Below are 18,751 nucleotides of genomic sequence, written 5' to 3'. Positions count from 1 at the left end.
CGCCCTTGCCGAGCAGGATGCCGCCGGCGAGCGTGGCATTGAGGCTCAACACCTCGATGCGCTCGCGGATCGGCGGTGCCTCATCCACCGGGCGCAACAGGCCAGCGGCCTCGAGTGCCGCCAGCCAGCCGTTGACCCACTGCCCCTCGTCGGCCGCGAGGGTCTGCAGCGCCAACGGCGCGTTCTCGTCGGCGATGATCGCACTGCGCAAGGCCAACGCGCGGGCGGTCTGGTCAAAGATGAACTCGTCGCGGGTGATCGCAGTGGCGCTGGCCACCACATTGAACCGGAACGGCATCGCCAGCCATTCCAGGTCGGTGAGATGAATCTCGGGATCTTCGGAGACGAACTTCGCCGACAGCCCGGCAGAGATCCTGTTCAAGCCCGAGATGCCCTCGTCCAGCAAGCCGGCTTCACGCCACTCGGGACGCAGCGCATAGAGCGCGTCGCGCAGGGCCTCGAAGTCGTAGTCCATCCAGGCCTTGAGGCCGGGATAGGTCTGGATATTGAAGCTCATGCCGGCAAAGCCGCCGGCAGGCAGATCAAAGGCATAGCCCGGGGCGAGGTTGAAGCCCTGCAGGTTCTGCGTGCCGTCGAGGTAAGCCCAGGGAATATCCTGGCGCGGCGTACCATCGGTCGGCGTAGCCCCGTAGCGCTGCGTGTTACCGGCGGCGTCGGTCGTGCGGCCATCGGGCTGGCCTCCGACGTTGCTGCCGAAGACGATGAAGGGCAGGTTGAGCCCCTCGAGCAAATACTCGTTGTAGCCCATCTCCGGCGCACCGAAGTCGAAGCGTACATAAGGCGTGTCGAGGTTCGTCAGGCTTTGCAGCGCCACGCTGTAGAGCCCTCTGTCACCGGGCTCGAGCGAGCGGTCGCCGCCGACACCAATGGTCACCTCGACCTCTATGGCGCGCTCGACGAGGTAGCGCTGCGCCTCCACGACGCGCTGGCCGTCGGGGTTGATGACCACCACGTCGTATAGGCCGAAGGGGAAGTCGCGGGTGTCGAAAATGGCACGGATGTGCGTGGAGTCGAGCACCTGCCAGCGCACCGGTTCAGCCTCATGCACGCCGGGGCGCGAGAGCTTGACCAGCGCACCGGGCTTGAACTGCGCACCATGGATGTCGAGCGTGACCCAGCGATGCTCGTCATTGCCGACCCCGCCATGATCAGGCGTGACGCGGATGATCGACAGCGGCATCAGATCGGCGCGCAGCGTGACCGGCTGAGTGCCGGACATCGAGCGCACCAGGATGTAGTAATCGCCCGCCACGGTGCCGGCAATGAGCACCTCCTGATCGGCCGCCATGGGGTTGCTGTAGGCGGCGTCGAATGCGTAGCTGGTCGGTACGTCGCCATGACGTACGAAGACCTGGTTGTTGCCGCGCTCGTTGAGCGCATCGAGCGTGACCCGCAGCGTCTGCCCGGCAGGCACGGTGACCTTGTACAGGCGATCCGCAGCCTGGCGCAGCGTCTCGTCGATGGCATTGCCGAGCACGAGCGTGGGCACCGCAACCTGCAAGGTGCCGCCAGACGCCATGCGGTTGTTGGCCTCGCCGGGGGGTAGGACCAGCCCTTCTGCGGTGTAGCGGATCTCGCCTTCGAAGACCTCGTTGTAGATGTCCGGACGCACGATGATGCGCCAGTTGCCATCCTTGAGCGGCGGCAGGCTGGCGACCAGGCTGGCGCTGTAGCTACCGTTGGCAGCAAGTCCGCCATGGTGGGCGACCCTGCCGATGAGGATGTCGCCAAGGTCCCATTCGTTGTCGAGCGACAGGTAGAGCGCATCGGTCCAGCGCCCGTAGGCCGGGTTGATGGACTCGTTGCTGACCGTGTACTCGATGCGGATCTGCTGGCCGACCTCGGCCGTTGCCGGCATCACCACGTTGGTGACCACCAGATCGGCAGGCGGCGGGGTCTCGATCAGCAGTGGCTGCGCGGCAGCCGTGGCGTTGTTGTAATCCAGACCGAACTCGTTGACCCCGCCATACGCCGACCCGCTTCCGGGGCGCACCGGATCGGTGACCACGAACACGTAATAGGGGCCTTCGAGGCTGGCTGGCGCGGTCAGTGTCAGCGTGCGCTCGTAGCCGTTGCCTGCAGCCAGGCCGCCGCTGTATTGGGCAAAGCCGAGGTAATGGTCCTTGCCGAGATCGAGGAAGCGGTCGCGGGACAGATAGACCATATCCACCCACGACGACTGGTGATCGGGCGTATTGCCGCCGAGGTTGTCCACCCGGTAGCTCACCGTGATCTCCTGGCCGGCATACACGCGTTCCGGTGCCGTCACGACGCTGACCTGAAGGTCCGGCGGTTGAACCTGGTTGATGCGCAGGGCGAGCGAAGCGCTGTTGTTGCCCTCGTGCTGGAACTCCAGCACACGACCGGCGGGTCGATCCCTGTCGAGTTGCACGCCGACCAGGCCATCACGAATGTCGCTGGGCGTGCGGCCGTCAGCCAGGAAAGCCGTATCGGCGTATACGATCAGGTGGTAGTCGCCCCCGATGGACTCGGGCAGGCGGAAAGTCGCCGTCGCGGTATAGGACTCACCAGGCTTCAGGTAGGCCGGCAGGCCGTCCTCGCGCAGGGAGATCGGATGCACCTTTGCCATGCGGGCGAACAAGGACTGCGTACCGGTGCCGTCCGGCAGCGGGTGGTCGCGCACATCGAGCGAGGCGTCATGGGACAGGTAGATGCCGTCGAACCAATCGCTGACCCGGGTCGCGCGTTCGCCCTGGTTGGTGACCGTCCAGGTCACCGTGAGCATGTCGCCCGAGTTCGGCAACGGGTTGGACACCACCACATTGCTGATCTGGAGATCCGGTTCGCGATAGGTGATGTCGAGTTCGGCACGACCGAAGTTGTTGTCGTTGCGCGCCCCCTCGAACACAGTACCGGCCCGATCCACGCCGCGGTAGTGGCGCAACGCGCCCTCGTTGCCGCCGCCGCCGATCATCTCGGAGCGAGCACGCTGGGCGAGGTCACGCCCGTCGGAAACCTCGGTGTAGCCGCTGTCGGTGACCACGTAGATGTAGTACGGGCCATCGGTACCGGCCGGCAGGGTGAAACTGCCCGACACGGTGTAGCTCTCGCCCGCCCCCAGGCCGCCGAGGTTGGCGCGCGTGACGGCGCCAAGCAGGGTCGCCCGTTCGCGGATATAGGTCGGATCGGGGCTGATGTACACGGCATCGACCCAACTGCGGGTGCCTTCCCATACCGCGGCGCCAAAGTTGGTCACCGTCCAGCTGATGGTTGTCTGTTCGCCCGAGAAGTTGTGGGGCTGGGTGACGATGTCGGTGACGCGCAGGTCGGCGGGGGCGCTCACGACGTCTGACAGTGCAGTGCCGCGGTTATTGCCCTCGTTGAGCTCGGCAACGCGGTTGTAATGATCGGTGACCACGAACAGGTATTGCCCGGTGACCGAAGGCGCGAGCTCGACGGTCTGGGTGACGGTGTAGCTGTCGCCATGCGCCAGCTCCCTGCTCTGCGCAAGCAGGCCCAGTTCCCACACGCGGGTGGCCTTGGACAGGTCGGGGTCGTTCGCCAGCACGATGCGGTCGTGCCAGCTACCCGAGAACACATCGCCGCGGTTCTCCACCGTATAGCTGAAGGTGTAGTGCGAGCCGGCAACGGCCGCCTCCGGCGCATTGACCGTGGCAACCACCAGATCCGGCGGGGTGATGCCGATGATGCTGATCGGGCGGGCCTTGTAGTTGTTGTTGTCGACCTGAGAGGGGTCGTCCGGGTTGATGTTGATGGCCAGGGTGTCTTCGAGGATCACGTTGTAGGTGTCGGTCCACACCGTGATGTAGTACTGGCCCGAGGCCAGATTGGCCGGCACGCGGACCTGAGCGGTGCCGAGATAGTCCTCGCCCGGCTGGAGGTGGCCAATGTGGGTGAAGGACCCCAGCAGGATGTCGCCCTTGTTTGCGCCCGGGCGGCGCGGATCCTTGGCCAGCCACACCGTGTCCGTCCACCGCTCCAGCGCCGCGCTCTCACCCCGGGTCGTGGCCACGCCCAGGTTGGAAACCTTGTAGCGGACCTCGATCTGGCTGCCATGAACGGCCTGATCGGGTGCGACCACATTGCTCGTCACCAGATCGCCGAAGGGCACCGGGTCAATATAGAGCTGTGCCGCACGGCGGTTGTTGTGTTCGTTGGGGTACTCGTCGACATTGTTGTTGCCGTCGGCGACGACGATCAGGAAAGCGTCGCCACGGAAGCGGATGGGAATGTTCACCATGCCGCTTTCAAACACATAGGACTCGCCGGGCGCCAGCGCGGACACGCTGCTGAACTGCCCGACCAGCACGTCGTCGGCGCTGAGCGTGCCATCGAGTGACAGGAATACCTTGTCGGTCCACTGCCCCGAGGTACTCACCGACCCCATGTTGGTAATGGTGTAGCGAATGCCCGCAGCGGTGCCTGAGGTCACGCTCTCCGGAACCTCCACCGCGGACACCCGCAGGTCCGGGCGATCAAGCAGGCTGACCTGGGTCATGCCGGCGGAGACGAGTTCGTTGTTGCTCCGCGCCGGGCCGTGCTCATAGACCTGCATCCCGTTGCCGCCGAGATGGGTGTTGGTGACCACCTTGATGCGATACAGGCCCTCGATCTTGCCTGGCAGGCGGACCTGCTCGGTGCGCGTGTAGCGGATACCGGACTCGAGACCGCGATCGTAGGTGAAGTTGCCCAACAGCACGGCGTTACCCGTGCCGCTGGCCGGAACCAGCCACACGGCGTCGACCCAGTTGCCACCGGCAGTGGCGAGGCCCTGGTTGAGCACCGTCCATGACAGCTCGAGCAAGCTGCCTTCCTGCGCGGTCGGCGCCGCGCTCACGGCCTCGACGACCAGGTCAGGCGTATCGGACAGCAGAACCGGCACCGCCACCGAGGTCGCGCGGTTGTTGTCGGCGTAGATGAACTCGTAGGGCACGACGCCAGAGCTCCCGGCCACGCGCACGTTGAAGTAGTACTCGCCTTCCAGCCCTTGGGGCAGCAGCACGTCCACGCTGCGGGTGTAGCGCTCACCCGGGGCCAGATGGCCGAGATGACTGGCCGCGCTGAAGGTCTGCACCACTCCGCTGCCGTCCGCATTGCGGCTTAGCCAGATCGTGTCGGACCACTGCGCGACGCTGGTCAGGCCGATGCCCTGGTTGACCACCTCCCAACTCACACGCACGCCCTGGCCGCTGGCGGCAGCCCCCTCGACGCTGACCGACTCGACACGCAGGTCTGCGTATGGAATGGGCATGATGTCCACGTCGTGCGTGACACGTCCCACGTTGTTGGCTTCGCGCCCGTTCTCGAAGACGGTGTTGCGCGCATCGGTGACGACGTAGATCTTGTAGCGCGCAGAGGTCGCGGGCGGCAGCACAAAGCGCTCGCTACGGGTGTACTCGGCACCGGCGGCAAGCGCGCCATCGCGTACGAACTCGCCCAGGACGATATCGTCGGCATTGCCGAGCACATCGTCACGGGACAGGATGACGCGATCCACCCAACTGTCGGTCACGCCGGCTCCGGTCCCCTGGTTGCTGACCGTCCAGCTCACGTCGAGGCGTGCGGGGTCCTGGATGATGCGTTCGGGCGCACTGACCGTGGTCACCACCAGGTCGGCGTAAGGAGCCAACGTCACATCCATTGCCTGAGTGGCACGATTGTCGGCACGGTTGCGATCGTCGATGGCGTGCAGCACGTCGCTCACCACCACGATCTCGTACTCGCCATCGAGGCCGAGGGGCAGCGCGATTGCCAGGCTGGCCGTGTACTGTTCGCCGCTGGCCAGCGCACCTGGGCGTTGTACCTCGCCGTACTTGGTCAGCACGCCGTCGCGCGCCAGATAGACGGCATCGACCCAACCTCCGGTCGCGATGGCGCCATTGTTGACGACCGTCCAGCTCACGGTCACGGTGGAGCCGGACTGCACCAGTGCCGGGCCTTCGACACCGAGCAGGCGCAGATCGGGCCTTGCGACCTGGAGTGCGGCAGCCGAACGCAGCTCGTTGTTGCCTTCGCCATCGCGCTCGTAGACCGTGTTCTCGGTGTCGGTGCGCACTACCCAGCGGTATTCCCCCTCGGCGAAGTTCGCCGGCAGGGTGAAGCTCACTTGGCGCTCCGCACTCTGTCCTGCCGCCAGCGGCTCACTGACGAGCACGGTCGCCACCTGGTACAGACCGGCGGCGCCGCGGTCGATGTAGATGCGGTCGCGCCAGGCGGTGTTCGCATCCGCGCCACCTACGTTGCTTACGGTATAGCGCAGCGTTGCGGCGTCACCGGGGCGCAGCACCGCCGGCCCCTCGACCGCAGACACCGTGAGATCGGGCACGGCCGCGAGTTGCACCGAGATCTTCCCGGTACTTGCGAGGGTGTTGTTCGTGCGCCGCCCCTCCTCGTTCACCGATTGGTTGACATCGGTCACGACGATGACGTGGTACTCGCCGTTGAGGTCGCGCGGCAGGGTGATCTCGGCACGTCCGACATAGCTTTCGCCAGGCGCGAGCAGCCCCGCATGGGTCACCGCACCCGCCAGTACGATGTCGTCGCTGCCACCCAGTACCGCATCCAGCGACAGCACCACACGATCGTTCCATAGTGCCAGGTTGGTGGTGGCATTGCCGTCATTGCGCACCTCCCAGGTCACGAGGACGGTCTCGCCGCTGAGCGCATGCGCCGGCACCTGAAGCGCAATGAGGTTGAGGTCGCTATATGGCGAGGCCAGGTTGATGGCCTGCGCCGCACTGACGTTGTCTGCGCGCGTGTCGGGCTCGAGCACCTCGGCACCGGCATCGGCACGCACGGCCAGGTAGTAACGCCCCTCCCCGCGCATCGGCAGGCGCACCAATGCAGTCTGGGTATAGTGTTCTCCAGGTTGCAGAGTGCCGCTGAAGCGCAGGCTGCCCACCACCACGTCATCGCTGTCACCGATGGTGGCGTTGTTGCTGAACACCACGCGATCGGTCCACTCCCCTTCCGCCGGCGCCTCGCCACGGTTGCTGACCGTCCAGCTCACCAACACGTACTCGCCGCCAACCCCACTGACGGGCACACTGACGCTGTCAACGCGCAAGTCGGCGTAGGGCACGGCGACTGAGGTGGTCACCACCTGGGCGCTGTTGTTGAGCTCGGCGTCGTTGCTCAGGTTGGTCTCGTACAGCACGCCAAGGCCGGCGCTGTTCTGGTCGGTGGTAACGGTGATGCGGATCTGGCCGACGGACGCCAGGCCGGGGGGCAGGCGGAAGGTGAGCGCACGCTCACGCATCTGGCCCGCTTCGACCAGTCCGAGTTGCGCGCCATCGACGACCCTGAGCGGGTCGTAATACAGGCTGGTATCGACCAACACCTGGTTGGTGGCTACATTGCGCACCACGATGCGGTCGTGGAAACCCGTGGCTGCGGCACTCGCGCCGAGGTTCCAGTCCTCCCAGGCAATGCTCACCTCGCCACCCGACTGCACGGCGCCGGACAACACGCGCAGGTTGCGCACCTGCATGTCGGGCCCGACCATGCGCACAAGTTGTGCGCTGTTGTTGGTCTCGCCGGTACCGGATGCGTTGGCTTCGACAATCTCCTCAGCGCTGTCGGCGACGACACGGATGACGAACTCGCCCGCCGCCGCAAAGCCTGCAGGCCAGGTGAACTGCGCAGTGCGCGGGCGCGACTGCCCCGCTTCGAGCGCTCCCGCGGTCAAGTCGTCACGGATGGCGACGACGGCGACGAGCTCGTTGGTGCTGCGGTTGCGCACCTCCACGCGCTCGCTCCAGGCAGCGTCCACGGCCTTGTTGCCAGCATTGATGGTCGTCCAGCTGACATCGACGGTCTGGCCCGGCTGGAAGGCGCTGTCGGGGCTCAGGCGCAGGGCTTCGACCCGAAGGTCGGCGTAAGCGGCCAGCGCCACCTGAACCGTCGTCGACAAGGCGTTGTTGCTCTCGCCGTTGCCGGAGGCATTGCCCTCGCGGATGCGGTTGTCGGCGTCGGTCATCACCGTGAAGCTCAAGCGCCCTGCAGCCGATGCCCCCTCGGGCAGCACCACCACAGCGCTGCGCTGTCGGCTCTCTCCGGCGCCGAGGTCGCCCTCGAGCGTGCTCGCGTACGGCACGGTAAGGCTGGCCACGAGCGCGCCGGTATCGAGGTTGCGTACGACGATACGGTCGTTCCAGTGCGTGTCGGTCGCCAGCACGCCCCGGTTCTCCACCGTCCAGCGCACCTCCACCGCCTGACCGGTGTACAGGTCCGTGGCGGGCGCGAGCACGACCTCGTTCACAGTGAGGTCGGGCGCTGGGCGCACCACCAGCGTATCGAGAACCTGGGGCGGGTGAACGGGCACCGGCACGACGTTGAAGCTCACCCGTGCAGCGCTGGTGGCGCTGTTGTAGCCCTGAAGCACCAGCGTGTAGGTGCCACTTGACGCAAAGGCTGCAGGCTCCCGGTCATAGCCTTCGGGCGTGTAACCGGACCATCCGCTCCACCAGTACCCCATTTCGGCGGCGCCGAACACCACGGCACCTTGCGGATCGTAGAGAGCCCAGACCGGAAAGGTCTTTCCCTGCGCTTCCGCAGCAACAAGCAAGGACTGCACGACGTCGAAGTAGTAGCGCTCGCCTTGCTGAGCGTCGAAGGTGTACATCACCGCCCCGTTGCGGGGGCTCAGTTCGACACTGAGCGGCGCTCCCGGGGTAATCGGCGTCGCGCCTGCACGATCGAGCACGCGCATCGCAAAGCTGCGATCGATCGCGGTTGCGTTGCTCAGCGTAAGGGTGTACGTGCCGCGCTCGAGCACGCGCACCGTATCGAGGCTGTCGCCCGCCAGGGCGCTATCGAAAACCTGTCCCCCTGGCCCCTGAAGACGCCAGCGCACCTGGGCGTCGGCCCCCAGGCTGTCGAACATCAGCAGGCTGGCCTGGTCGAGATCGAGCCTGTAGCTGATGCTCTGGTAGGCCGCCAGGCTTCCGTCAATAAGCTCGTTGAGCGCAAGCGCGCCCTGCGCGACCGCGCGGTTGACGACAAAGGGGAAGGACTGGTCGGCGAAAGCCGTCGCAGCGCCCTCGATCACCAGCCAGTAGTCGCCATCGGCAGGCAGGCGCACCCCCGCCGTAGAGTTGCCAAGTGCCGTGGAGAACAGTTGCTGACCGGTCGAATCGACCAGGTACCAACGCCCGGAGGCACTGCCCTGGCTGACAAAGCCGAGCTCCTCGCCAAGCGCTCCGCTGACACGGTAGATCCGCGAGGCATTACCCGGCACGAGCGCTGCATTCGTTGGCGCACCGAGCTCGAGGGCTTCGGCCGCGGCAGCGTCCAGGATCCTGAACTGGTAGCTTCCCGTGTAGCTGGAGGTCGCACTGTGGAAACGCAGGCTGTACTCACCCGCATCGAGGAACTGCAGACGATCACGGTTGCCGGACAGGTACGGGCGGTCGGAGAAGACCTGACCGTTCGCGCCGGTGAGCGTCCAGTACAGGTAGCTGTCGGCCGTGCCGCCGGAACTGCCCTTGAAGGCGTCGAAGAGATACCAGCCCGGCTCGCTGACCACCATACGGTAAGACACGCCAGTCGTCGAAGCGCTGCCCTCACGAGTCTCGCCAACGGCGATCTCGTTGCGCGATACGGTGAAGGCATAGTCGATCGCTTGCGCAGCGTCGGCGCCCAGCCGATCGATGAGCAGGTAATAGCGCCCGCTGCCGTGGTTCAGGCTGAGTCCGTCGCCGTCGAACGCCACGTCGCCGCTCGCAACCTGAGCCAGGGACGGGCCGAGCAGACGCCAGCCGAGCGTCCCGGCTTCGGCGCCACTTGCAAGGAAGCGGAAGCCGTCCATGTGGATACTGGTGAAGCTATACACCGCCAGCGTCTGGCCACTGCCGAGCACGCCCTCTACCGCGGTGTTGGCCGGCACGGGCTGCGCCGTTGCACGCAGGTCGGCGAGCCTGAATCTGAGTGCCTCGCCCGCCAGCGGCAATGCATCGGCAGCAACAACCAGGGTGTGAGTGCCAAGCGCGCCGAGGCTGAGCGCCTGGACGAGCCCGTCATAGGTTCGCCCGCTCGAACGGACACTCAGAGCGCCATCGAATAGATACCAGCTCGCCGGAAACCCCTCGAGCACTTCGAACAGCATCGCGCTGTTGAAGGCGCCATCGAAACGATAGGCAAGGGCGCGCGTATCTGCGCTGAAGGGCACATCGACGGCCTGCCCGCCGGGCAACTGCACTGCCGCCGCAAGCAGGTCGCTGATACGGAAACGGTAAGCGGCATCGCGTTCCTCGGCGGTCGAGCCATAGGCGCTGAGCTGCAGCGTGTAACGGCCCGGCGCGCCGATCGTGAGCAGAGCGCCCTGGCCGGTACCCGCGTAGCCGCTGTTGACCCAGCCGCCATTGGCGCTGCGCAGCACCCACTCGCCCTCGAAACCTTCGAGCAGGTCGAGCCAGAGAAGCCCACCCTCGGCAACATCGAAGACGTAGCTGCGCGTGCCCAGGCCCCCCAGCGTATGCGCGTGCGTTTCACCCAACGCGATCTGCGCAATCGCCGGTGGGGTGAGCAGATCGACATCGAGTTCGAGTGTCACCAGCCCGGGCGCGCCATCGTCATAGCGCTCGATGACCCAATACACGACGCCGGACTCGTCGATCTGCAGGCTGGCAGCCCCCCCGTCAAAGATCGAATCGAGCCAGTACAAGGTCTCGCCAAGCGCGTTGACCACTCGACTCTGCCCTTGGGCACCCGCCGAAGCCACCCATGCAAGGTTGAGTACCTGCCCCTCCGCGACCTCGACGCGCACGAACGCTGTTTCGCCCGCGCCCAGATCGACGCTGGACGCACCGGACGGATCGACGGCAACGGCCGCCTGCGCGACATCGACGAGGCGGAAATACGCGGTGCTGCCCGGCGCGGCCGCACTCGTCACGACGAGCGAATAGTGTCCCGCGGTCAGACTGAGAAGACCATTGTTGCTGGGCACGGCCTGGCCGAGTTCATCGAAGAGCGTCCAGCCATCGAGCAGCCCACCATTCGCTTCCATCTGGAAGAGACCGGCCTCCGCGAGATCGAATTGATACGTTACGCGGCCATCCATCGGCACCGTCAGGTCAACGCGTGTATTCACACCGGGCAACGCCAACACCGTGGGGGCCACCAGCAAGGGCGTGAAGGCAAGCGTCACCGGATCCTCACCGGGGCGGTTACCGGTATCCAACACGAGGAAATAGGTGCCAGCCTGCGGAAGCGTCAATACCTCGTGACCATCCCACCAGGCGTCATCGTGCAGAAGCGCCCCTTGAGCGTCGAACAGACGGAGCATTGCCCGCTCCGTGAAGGACCAATCAGCAAGCAAAAGCGACTTCGTACCGTCGACATCGATGCGCCACACGGCCGACGTCCCGGTGAGCATCTCGACGCTGTTCACCACGTCGGGGCTCAACGACGCTGACTGCTCAAGCCCGCCGATGCGAAGGGAGAACTCGCCCGACTGGCGCAGATCGCCATAGGCGTCGTGCTGCTTGTACACGCTCAGCCGGTAACTGCCTGCCTCCAACGCCAGTACAGGGTCACCCTGCTCATACCAGACCCCGAAGTAACCTCCAGCACTGACAGAGACGTCTCCAAGCCAGAAGCCATCCGATACGATTTGCCCGTCACGAGAGAGCGACCACCAGACCTGCTCTGCCGTCATGAATGAGGCATCGAGCATGAACACGCCAGGCTCGCTCAAGACGAAATCAAGATGCTCGACGTTGGTCTCGTCCACCACGACACTGACCAGCTCGTCGAGCGCAATCTCACGAACGCGTTCGGTCTGCACGCGCGACTCGAATCGCGGCGCCTCGGTCTCTTGCGTATCGAAGTAGCTGACGCCAACGAGATAGTCGCCGCTCACCTCGGCACGATAGGCGACGAACTCCTGCCCCCCCGCCGGCACCCAGGCAGCCCAGCCACCCTGGGGTGAGCGAACCTGCCATTCGGCAGCACCGGGCGAGCGGAAGTACACCGTCTGTCCGGCTTCGAGCGCCATCAGGTACGGGCCGTACCCTTCGAGCACCTGCCCGAGCTCGGCACGAGCGAACTGAGCCTCGCGCTCGAGCCTGAACGAGACTCGTGCGCTCTCATCGCCATACCAGCCAGGATTCGAAAACACCAGCGCATAGTCACCTGCATCCAGCCAGACCGCCTCTGCAGCACTGTTCGAGGACGAGAGGCCACCGGAATACAGGCCCCACTCCAGGTCGCGTAGCTCCCACGACAGGTAGGCCCCTGCTTCGAAGGTCCCACCCAAGGTCACCCAACCCGCCTCGGCAAGGGTGAAGCGGTACGCCGCGCTCTGCCAACGGGGCAACTCGACGACGATGGGGGCATCGCCAGGAAGGATCTCCGGCCCTTCCGGACGGTTGTCGCGAGGGGCAGCCAATGAAACGACGAGTTCGTAGTCGAGGGCCTCCGTGTTCGTCAGGTAGCCATCGAGCAGCAGGAAGTAGGACCCAGCCTCCACGAGACGAAGATCGGCAAGACCCGAACCGACTCCCGCCCCATTCGCGAGCTGTCCGCCATTGGACGAGAGCAGACGCCAACGCAGGTTCCCTGCAGAAAGACTATTCAGGTTGACCGAAAGGCGTTCGCCGGCCGCCACGTCGAGGCGATACGCGACCGCACCCGCCCCGGGATCCAGGGTGCCGCTGAGGGTCCCCTGCCCGTTCTCCAGGACCGCGGGCGCGGCCGAGAACGGCGCCACACGGAAGGCGTACGCCAACTCGGTGGATGCCGAACTGCGGAACACGCTGAGGCGATAGTCACCGCCAGCCAGATCGAATCGGCGCTGCGTCCAGCTCGTCGACTCATCGAACGTGCCGTTTGCCACCCATCCGCCCTGGCTGTCGGTCAGACGCCACTGCAGGGACGTCTGACCGGCGAGCGCATCAAACAACACGGCGGTCGGCGCCTCGAGCGAAAACGCGTAGTCGTGCTGGAACTGCGCAGGGGCGAAGGTAGGCGTCTGCACCGCCCCCATGCTCAATGGCGCTGCGGCCAGGGGCGTCATCGCAACACTGTAGGGCAGCGGCTGCGCGGACTCACCGTTGCGCGTGACCACCAGCAGATAACGCCCACCTTGTCCCAGCTGCGGCGTCTGCGTGCTTTCGCCACCCTGTCCGTCGGCCAGCCACGACCACCCGGACCACGAGGACTGAAACAGCGTCCACGTCAGCTCGGCCGGCTCGGCCGCGCTGAGCGAAATGATGCGGCGCAACTCGCGCACGTCGTCGATCAAGTATGCCTGCGCACTGCGCCCGGCCGAAAACACCGCCTCCAGCGGCGCTGTGCCCAGCGACACGCCCCCCCTCGTGTCGAGCAGTTCGAAGCGATAGGCCGCCGCGGAAGCCGCGTTCGTCGACAAGGTCAGCACGTAGTCGCCAGCAGCCACCGTCGGCGCCTGCGTGCCGCTCAACCATCCCGTCCCACCACTGGTCTGCCCCGCCGGGACGAGGCGCCAGCGAATCGACTCGGCGCTGCCACCATCAGCCATGACCAGGCGACCCGGCGCATCCAGCGTCAAGCGGAACGAATGGAACTCATGCCCGCCCGCCAGCTCACCCGCGATCGCCTCGCCGAGCACTGCCGCGCCAACCGTCTCGGTGCGCCGATGAGCCTGCAGGCTGAAGGCTGACGCCTGCTCGGGAGCGCCCGCCGACACCACCACCGTGTAGTGACCACTGCGCGCGGCAACAGGCAACTGCAGCGCAGCACCACCGATTACGCTGTTGAGGATCTGGCTACCCTGCGCATTGAACACGGCCACACGACTTCCCGGCTGCGCGGACTGCGCGCCCAGATACCACGCCTCACCGGCCGCGACCGGAAGCATGAACACCGCCCCTGCCTGCCCCGCGGCGATCTCCGCAGCGACCACTTGCCCGGCGTCGAGGACGGTTGCGTCGGCAAGACTGGAGACAGCAAGCGCATATTGGCTGACACCCGACGGCCAGCCATGGACACGCAGGCTGTAGTCGCCCGCGGCAAGGCTGAGCACCCGTGCGCCCATTGACCCGCTGAACAAGCTGCCACCCTGGGCCTCGCTCAACACCCAGCTCAGCGACTGATCGCTGGTGCCCTGAAACACCAGGGTGCTTGCCTGCTCCAGCGAGAAATGCCAGTAATCACTGGCTGCCGAACTACCGATCTGCCCACGCTGGCCCATACCCAGTTCCAAGGCACGATGCGTATCGCGCAGCACCTGTACCGACACCCCCAGCGCGACGGCCTCCGTGTTGCCGACATGGGCGTGGGCAAGCAGATAGTGTCGCCCAGGGCTGTCGAGACGCATGCTGAAACTGGTACCCGAGGCGACCGTGTATGCGGTGAGCTGATTGCCGTTGCCGTCAAGCACCATCACCCGAACGCTCTGTCCGGCCATGCCGGTGAGAGCGAACACGTGGTTGACGCCCGGAGACTCGTTGTCGAAGGCCAGCACCTGAGTGCGCTGGTCGGCATCCACCGTGACGTTGGCGCGCAAAGGCAGGGCCGAGACCTCGGCAACGCCAGCCATCGCACCGACGTCCCGAACACGCAGCGCGACATCGGCCGCTACAAGGGTGCGTGAGCTCACCTCCAGCACATAGCTGCCGGCACGATCGAGCGCGAGCAACTCGCCATGAGCATTGAAGCTGCGCTGGCTTGCCACCACGCCACTCGGCCCGCGCAGGGTCCACACCAGGTCGGAACTATTGACGAGCGACTCCACCAGGACGCGTGCGGGCTCAGCCAGCTCAAAGGTGTAGCGCAGGGTTTGGGCTTCCACCAGACTAGCTTCGAGACGCGTATCGAACACCAGCGCCTGGGATGTCAGCACCTGCTGACGCATGGCAAAGCTGTAGCTCTGTGCCTGCCCGACAGGCGACTGGAAGCGCAGGAAGTACTCACCCGCGGCAAGGGTGATCTCACCCGAATCAACGTTGGCGTTGCCGCTGGCAAGCTGCACACCTGCGGCGCTGTAAAGACGCCAGGCCGTGGACGGATTGAGGGTGCCAAGTGCATCGAAACGCAACGTGGTCGCTTCGGCAAGCTGGATACGATGCAGGGCCTGGCTTCGGGCCGCCGCATTGACGGTCAGGCTGAGCGGCGTATCCAAGGCCAGGGTCGGCGCGTCGGCAAGGGCGTGGAACACGACGTGATAATCACCCGTATTCTGGTTGCTGGCCTGGACCGTGAAGCGGTAATCCCCCGCCGGGAGTTCGAAGTAGCGCGGCGTCTCGCCGAACGCATTGGCGCTGGCCTCGCTTCCCCGTGGCCCGCTCAAGGCCCATTGCATGCCGCTGACACCGGACCATGCGTCAACCAGGACACGCGTCGGTGCGGTCAGCGTGAAGCCATGCTCGACGACCTGGCCGGCGCTGGCGATGCTGCCGCGTACGTCCTGACCGATGGCCAGTGCGGCGCCGACGGTGGTTCGCTCGATCAGGTTGAAACGGAAGTTGGCGTCCGATGTAGCCGTCGCCAGAGGCGCAACGACAAGCAAGTACTCCCCTGCCAAAGGCAACTCGATGTTGTAGCTCGAAGATGTGACGCCACTGGTCACAAACTTGCCGAACGGATCAAGCAGTTGCCACTGACCTCGCACGGTCGACGAGGTGCTGCCCTGGCCATGGAAGTAGTACCGCGCGCCGGCCTCGGCATCGAACCGATACAGGCGCGTCTCGCCCGCCGGCACGCTATCGTTGATCAATGCCCCAGGCACCAGCGTCTGTGCGGCATCGCGATCGAGCACGCGGAAGCTGTAATCCCTGGCGATATCAGTGGTGTTGCGCAACTCCAGCACATACGCACCAGGCGGCAGTGCAAAGGAGTTCGACGACTGGTCATCGGTGAAGCCACGCCAGCCGCTCACCGCCCCCAGCGGACCGACAAGTCGCCATTGCAGATTGCTCGCACCGCTGACGTTGGTCTGCAGCGCATCGAAGACAATCGTCGTCGGGTCGGTGACGGTGAAATCGTACCGCGCCACATCGTGCCGGCCCTGCAAGCTGCCAACGGCCAGGGCATTGAAGGCAAGCGCGGATGCCCTGACCTGCTGGAGCGCAAGCGTCAGCGCAACGTTGCTCGTGCCAGTCGAGTAGTAATAGCCCTCGTTGATGAGGTAATAGGTCCCACTGCTTGCGACTGCAAAACTGGTTCCGGAGCTGGCAGTGGTCGAACTGCTGACCTGGCGTCCATAGCGATCGACAAGGCGCCAGATGCTGCCATGGCCGTGACTGTCGGTGGCGTTGAGCACGAGAACATCGCCCGCCATGGCCGACACCTTGAAGCCGACCGTAGCGCTCGCAGGATTGCGTACCACACTGGTCTGCTCGCCCAGCGTCAGCGCCGGCAACAGCCCCGCATCATGGAGCGCGAAGCTGTACGCCCCACTGCCGGAAAGGCTGGACCGACCGCCCTTGACGACCAGCGCGTACTCACCCGCTTCCAGCAAGCGCCCGGAATAGCGATAGTTGGCGTCCGAACTCCACAGATCCTCCTCGCTCACCTCGGTGCCGCGCGGCCCGATCAGCGACCACACGGCGCTACTCGTGCTGGTGGACTGCGTGTCCATAAACACCACCGTCGGTGCAGTGAGGGTGAAGCGATGGACGTGTGTCTGGCTCGCCGCCGTGAAGCTGCCCGCAAGAACGCTGCCCAACTGGTAGGCGCTGCCTTCGGGCAGCGGAGCCACGACAACCGGATCTCCGGCATTGAAACGGAAGCGATAGCTCAATTCGGCTGCATTATCGATACGCCCCTCGACCACCATGAAGTACTCGCCAGTCAATGGGAGCGTGACATGGGCACGATTCGTCGCAAGGTTGGCCGAGCCGGCAAGGTCGCGCCCATAGGCATCGAGCAGGCGCCAACTGGCGTTGCCACCGCTGACGGCCAGGCTGGTAAAGGCCAGTCGATCGCCGGCAGAGGCCAACAGGCGATACACCTGCGCACCATTGCCCGGCAGCAAAGACCCGCTGATCTCCTCACCAACCTCAAGCGCCACGGCGGCGGCGGCGAGATCGATCAGGCGGAAAGCGTAGGCCCCGGTCGCCGCACCCGAGCCATGAACGACGAGACGGTAACTGCCTGCAGGCAGCGCCAGCGCGCCAAGCGCCTGGGCTGCATCGCTGCGATCGAATCGACGCGCATCGACCTCGACACCACGAGGGCCATGCAAGGTCCACAACAGATCGGAGCGATTGGTGAGTGCGTCGAAGAACAGCCGCGCATCCGCGGCCAACTCGAACTCGTGCACGGTCTGCTGCCCGGCAACGAGAATCTCGCCGTCCACACGCACCCCGACCTCAAGCGCCGCCGAACGCGCGGGAACCCGGTTGATCGAGAAGGCATAGCCGACGCTTGCACCCACCGTGTTGCTGTCGCTGCCCGCAAGGACCAAGGCGTACTGTCCGCTCTCGGCGACCTGGATTGCCCCCGCTGCAGTCATCAACGCACTGGCGCTGCCGACGATGCTGCCGTATGGGTCCAGCAACTGCCAGGAGAGGCTGCCACCGCTGAGCGCCTGGCCGTGGACGAACACACGCTCGCCCGCAGCGAGCGTAAGCGTATGAACCACACTGCCGCGCGCATGGTCGAGCACGCCCTCATGACGCTGATCCAGCGCGAGCGCACTGCCACTGCGCACGTCGAGCAGTCTGAAAGGCATGGTGCCCGTTGCCGCGACATCGCGATCAACCGACAACACGTAGTCCCCGGCCACGAGCAACAGCGCACCGCGTCCACCCGCATACGAACTTGCAGCGGTGCTCGCCGCCATGCGCGAAACCTTGAGCCCTTCAGGCCCCTGCAGACGCCAGTAGAAAGAGTCGTTGCTGAGGCGATCGAAGGCGACGTAGGTCGACTCGTTGAGCGTGAAGGTGAAGTGAGCCGTCTTGCCGGCATGGTCGATATCGGCGACGAGGGCCTCGCCAAGTTGCAGCGGCGCGGTGCTGTCCGTAACCGAACTCAGCGTGAAGGCGTAGTTCACCGGCGCCGTGTTGCTGATTCGCCCCTCGACCAGGAGCAGGTACTCGCCGGTACGCGCCAACGTGAACACGTCGCGGTTGCTGCCGGCATTGAAGACGCCGCCCTCGGGACGGCCGTAGGGGTCGATAAGGCGCCAGTTGGCCTGTCCACCCGAAAGGCTGGCAGCGCTGAAGAACAGCTTCTGGCCGGCCTCTCCGCTGAAACGGTAGACCGCGCTCTTGATGCCACTATCGAGCACCCCGCTCACCGGGGCGTCGATGGCCATGTCGGCTGCAGCATCGGCATCGATGATGCGAAGCTCATACTGGCCACGCGCATCGCCGTTACCGGTGACAGAGATGGTGTAGGTGCCAGCGGCGAGCTCGAAGGCTGGCGAAGCGGCGTTGTAGTCGGTGCTCGCAAAGCTGCGGTTGCTGAGCTGCCCTTCGGGCCCATCCAGGCGCCAGACCAGGTCGCTGCGATTGGTCAGGCTGTCGAACACGACGCGGCGTGTTTCCTCGAGCGTGAACTCGTAGGTTCTGACCTCGCCGGGCAGCTCGATCTCACCGCTGATCGACAAGGCGGCCGGATTGATGTCCCCGGACAGCAGGATGCGCGGCTCCATCGCCTCGAAACGGATTGCCGCGGCGTCGGCCGAAGCCGCTTGCCGCCGCCTCGCGTTGCTGTCGCCACGCCGTGCGGCGGAGAAGCCGCTGAGCATGGTCGCAAGCAAGGGCGAGAGAGCGAAGGCGTTCTTGCGATCGGGGCGGTCATTCACGACGACGGATTTGCGCAT

1 protein-coding gene (only partly in view) is annotated in these 18,751 nt (G+C 65.4%); it reads right to left on the bottom strand.

Annotated features, from left to right (window positions below; translation table 11 throughout):
• Nucleotides 1-18,751, bottom strand: partial view of a CARDB domain-containing protein gene (locus tag C662_RS11920; RefSeq protein WP_002929275.1) — the 5' portion only. The gene continues 17,111 nt to the left of window position 1, outside the view; 18,751 of the gene's 35,862 nt are visible here — the first part of the coding sequence; it begins with the start codon at nt 18,749-18,751; its stop codon lies off the left edge, out of view.

It is taken from the genome of Thauera sp. 28 (genome assembly GCF_000310145.2).
In the GTDB taxonomy this organism is placed as follows: domain Bacteria; phylum Pseudomonadota; class Gammaproteobacteria; order Burkholderiales; family Rhodocyclaceae; genus Thauera; species Thauera mechernichensis.
Note: the sequence above shows the minus strand (reverse complement) of the source record. Positions and strands in the feature narration are given on the sequence as shown.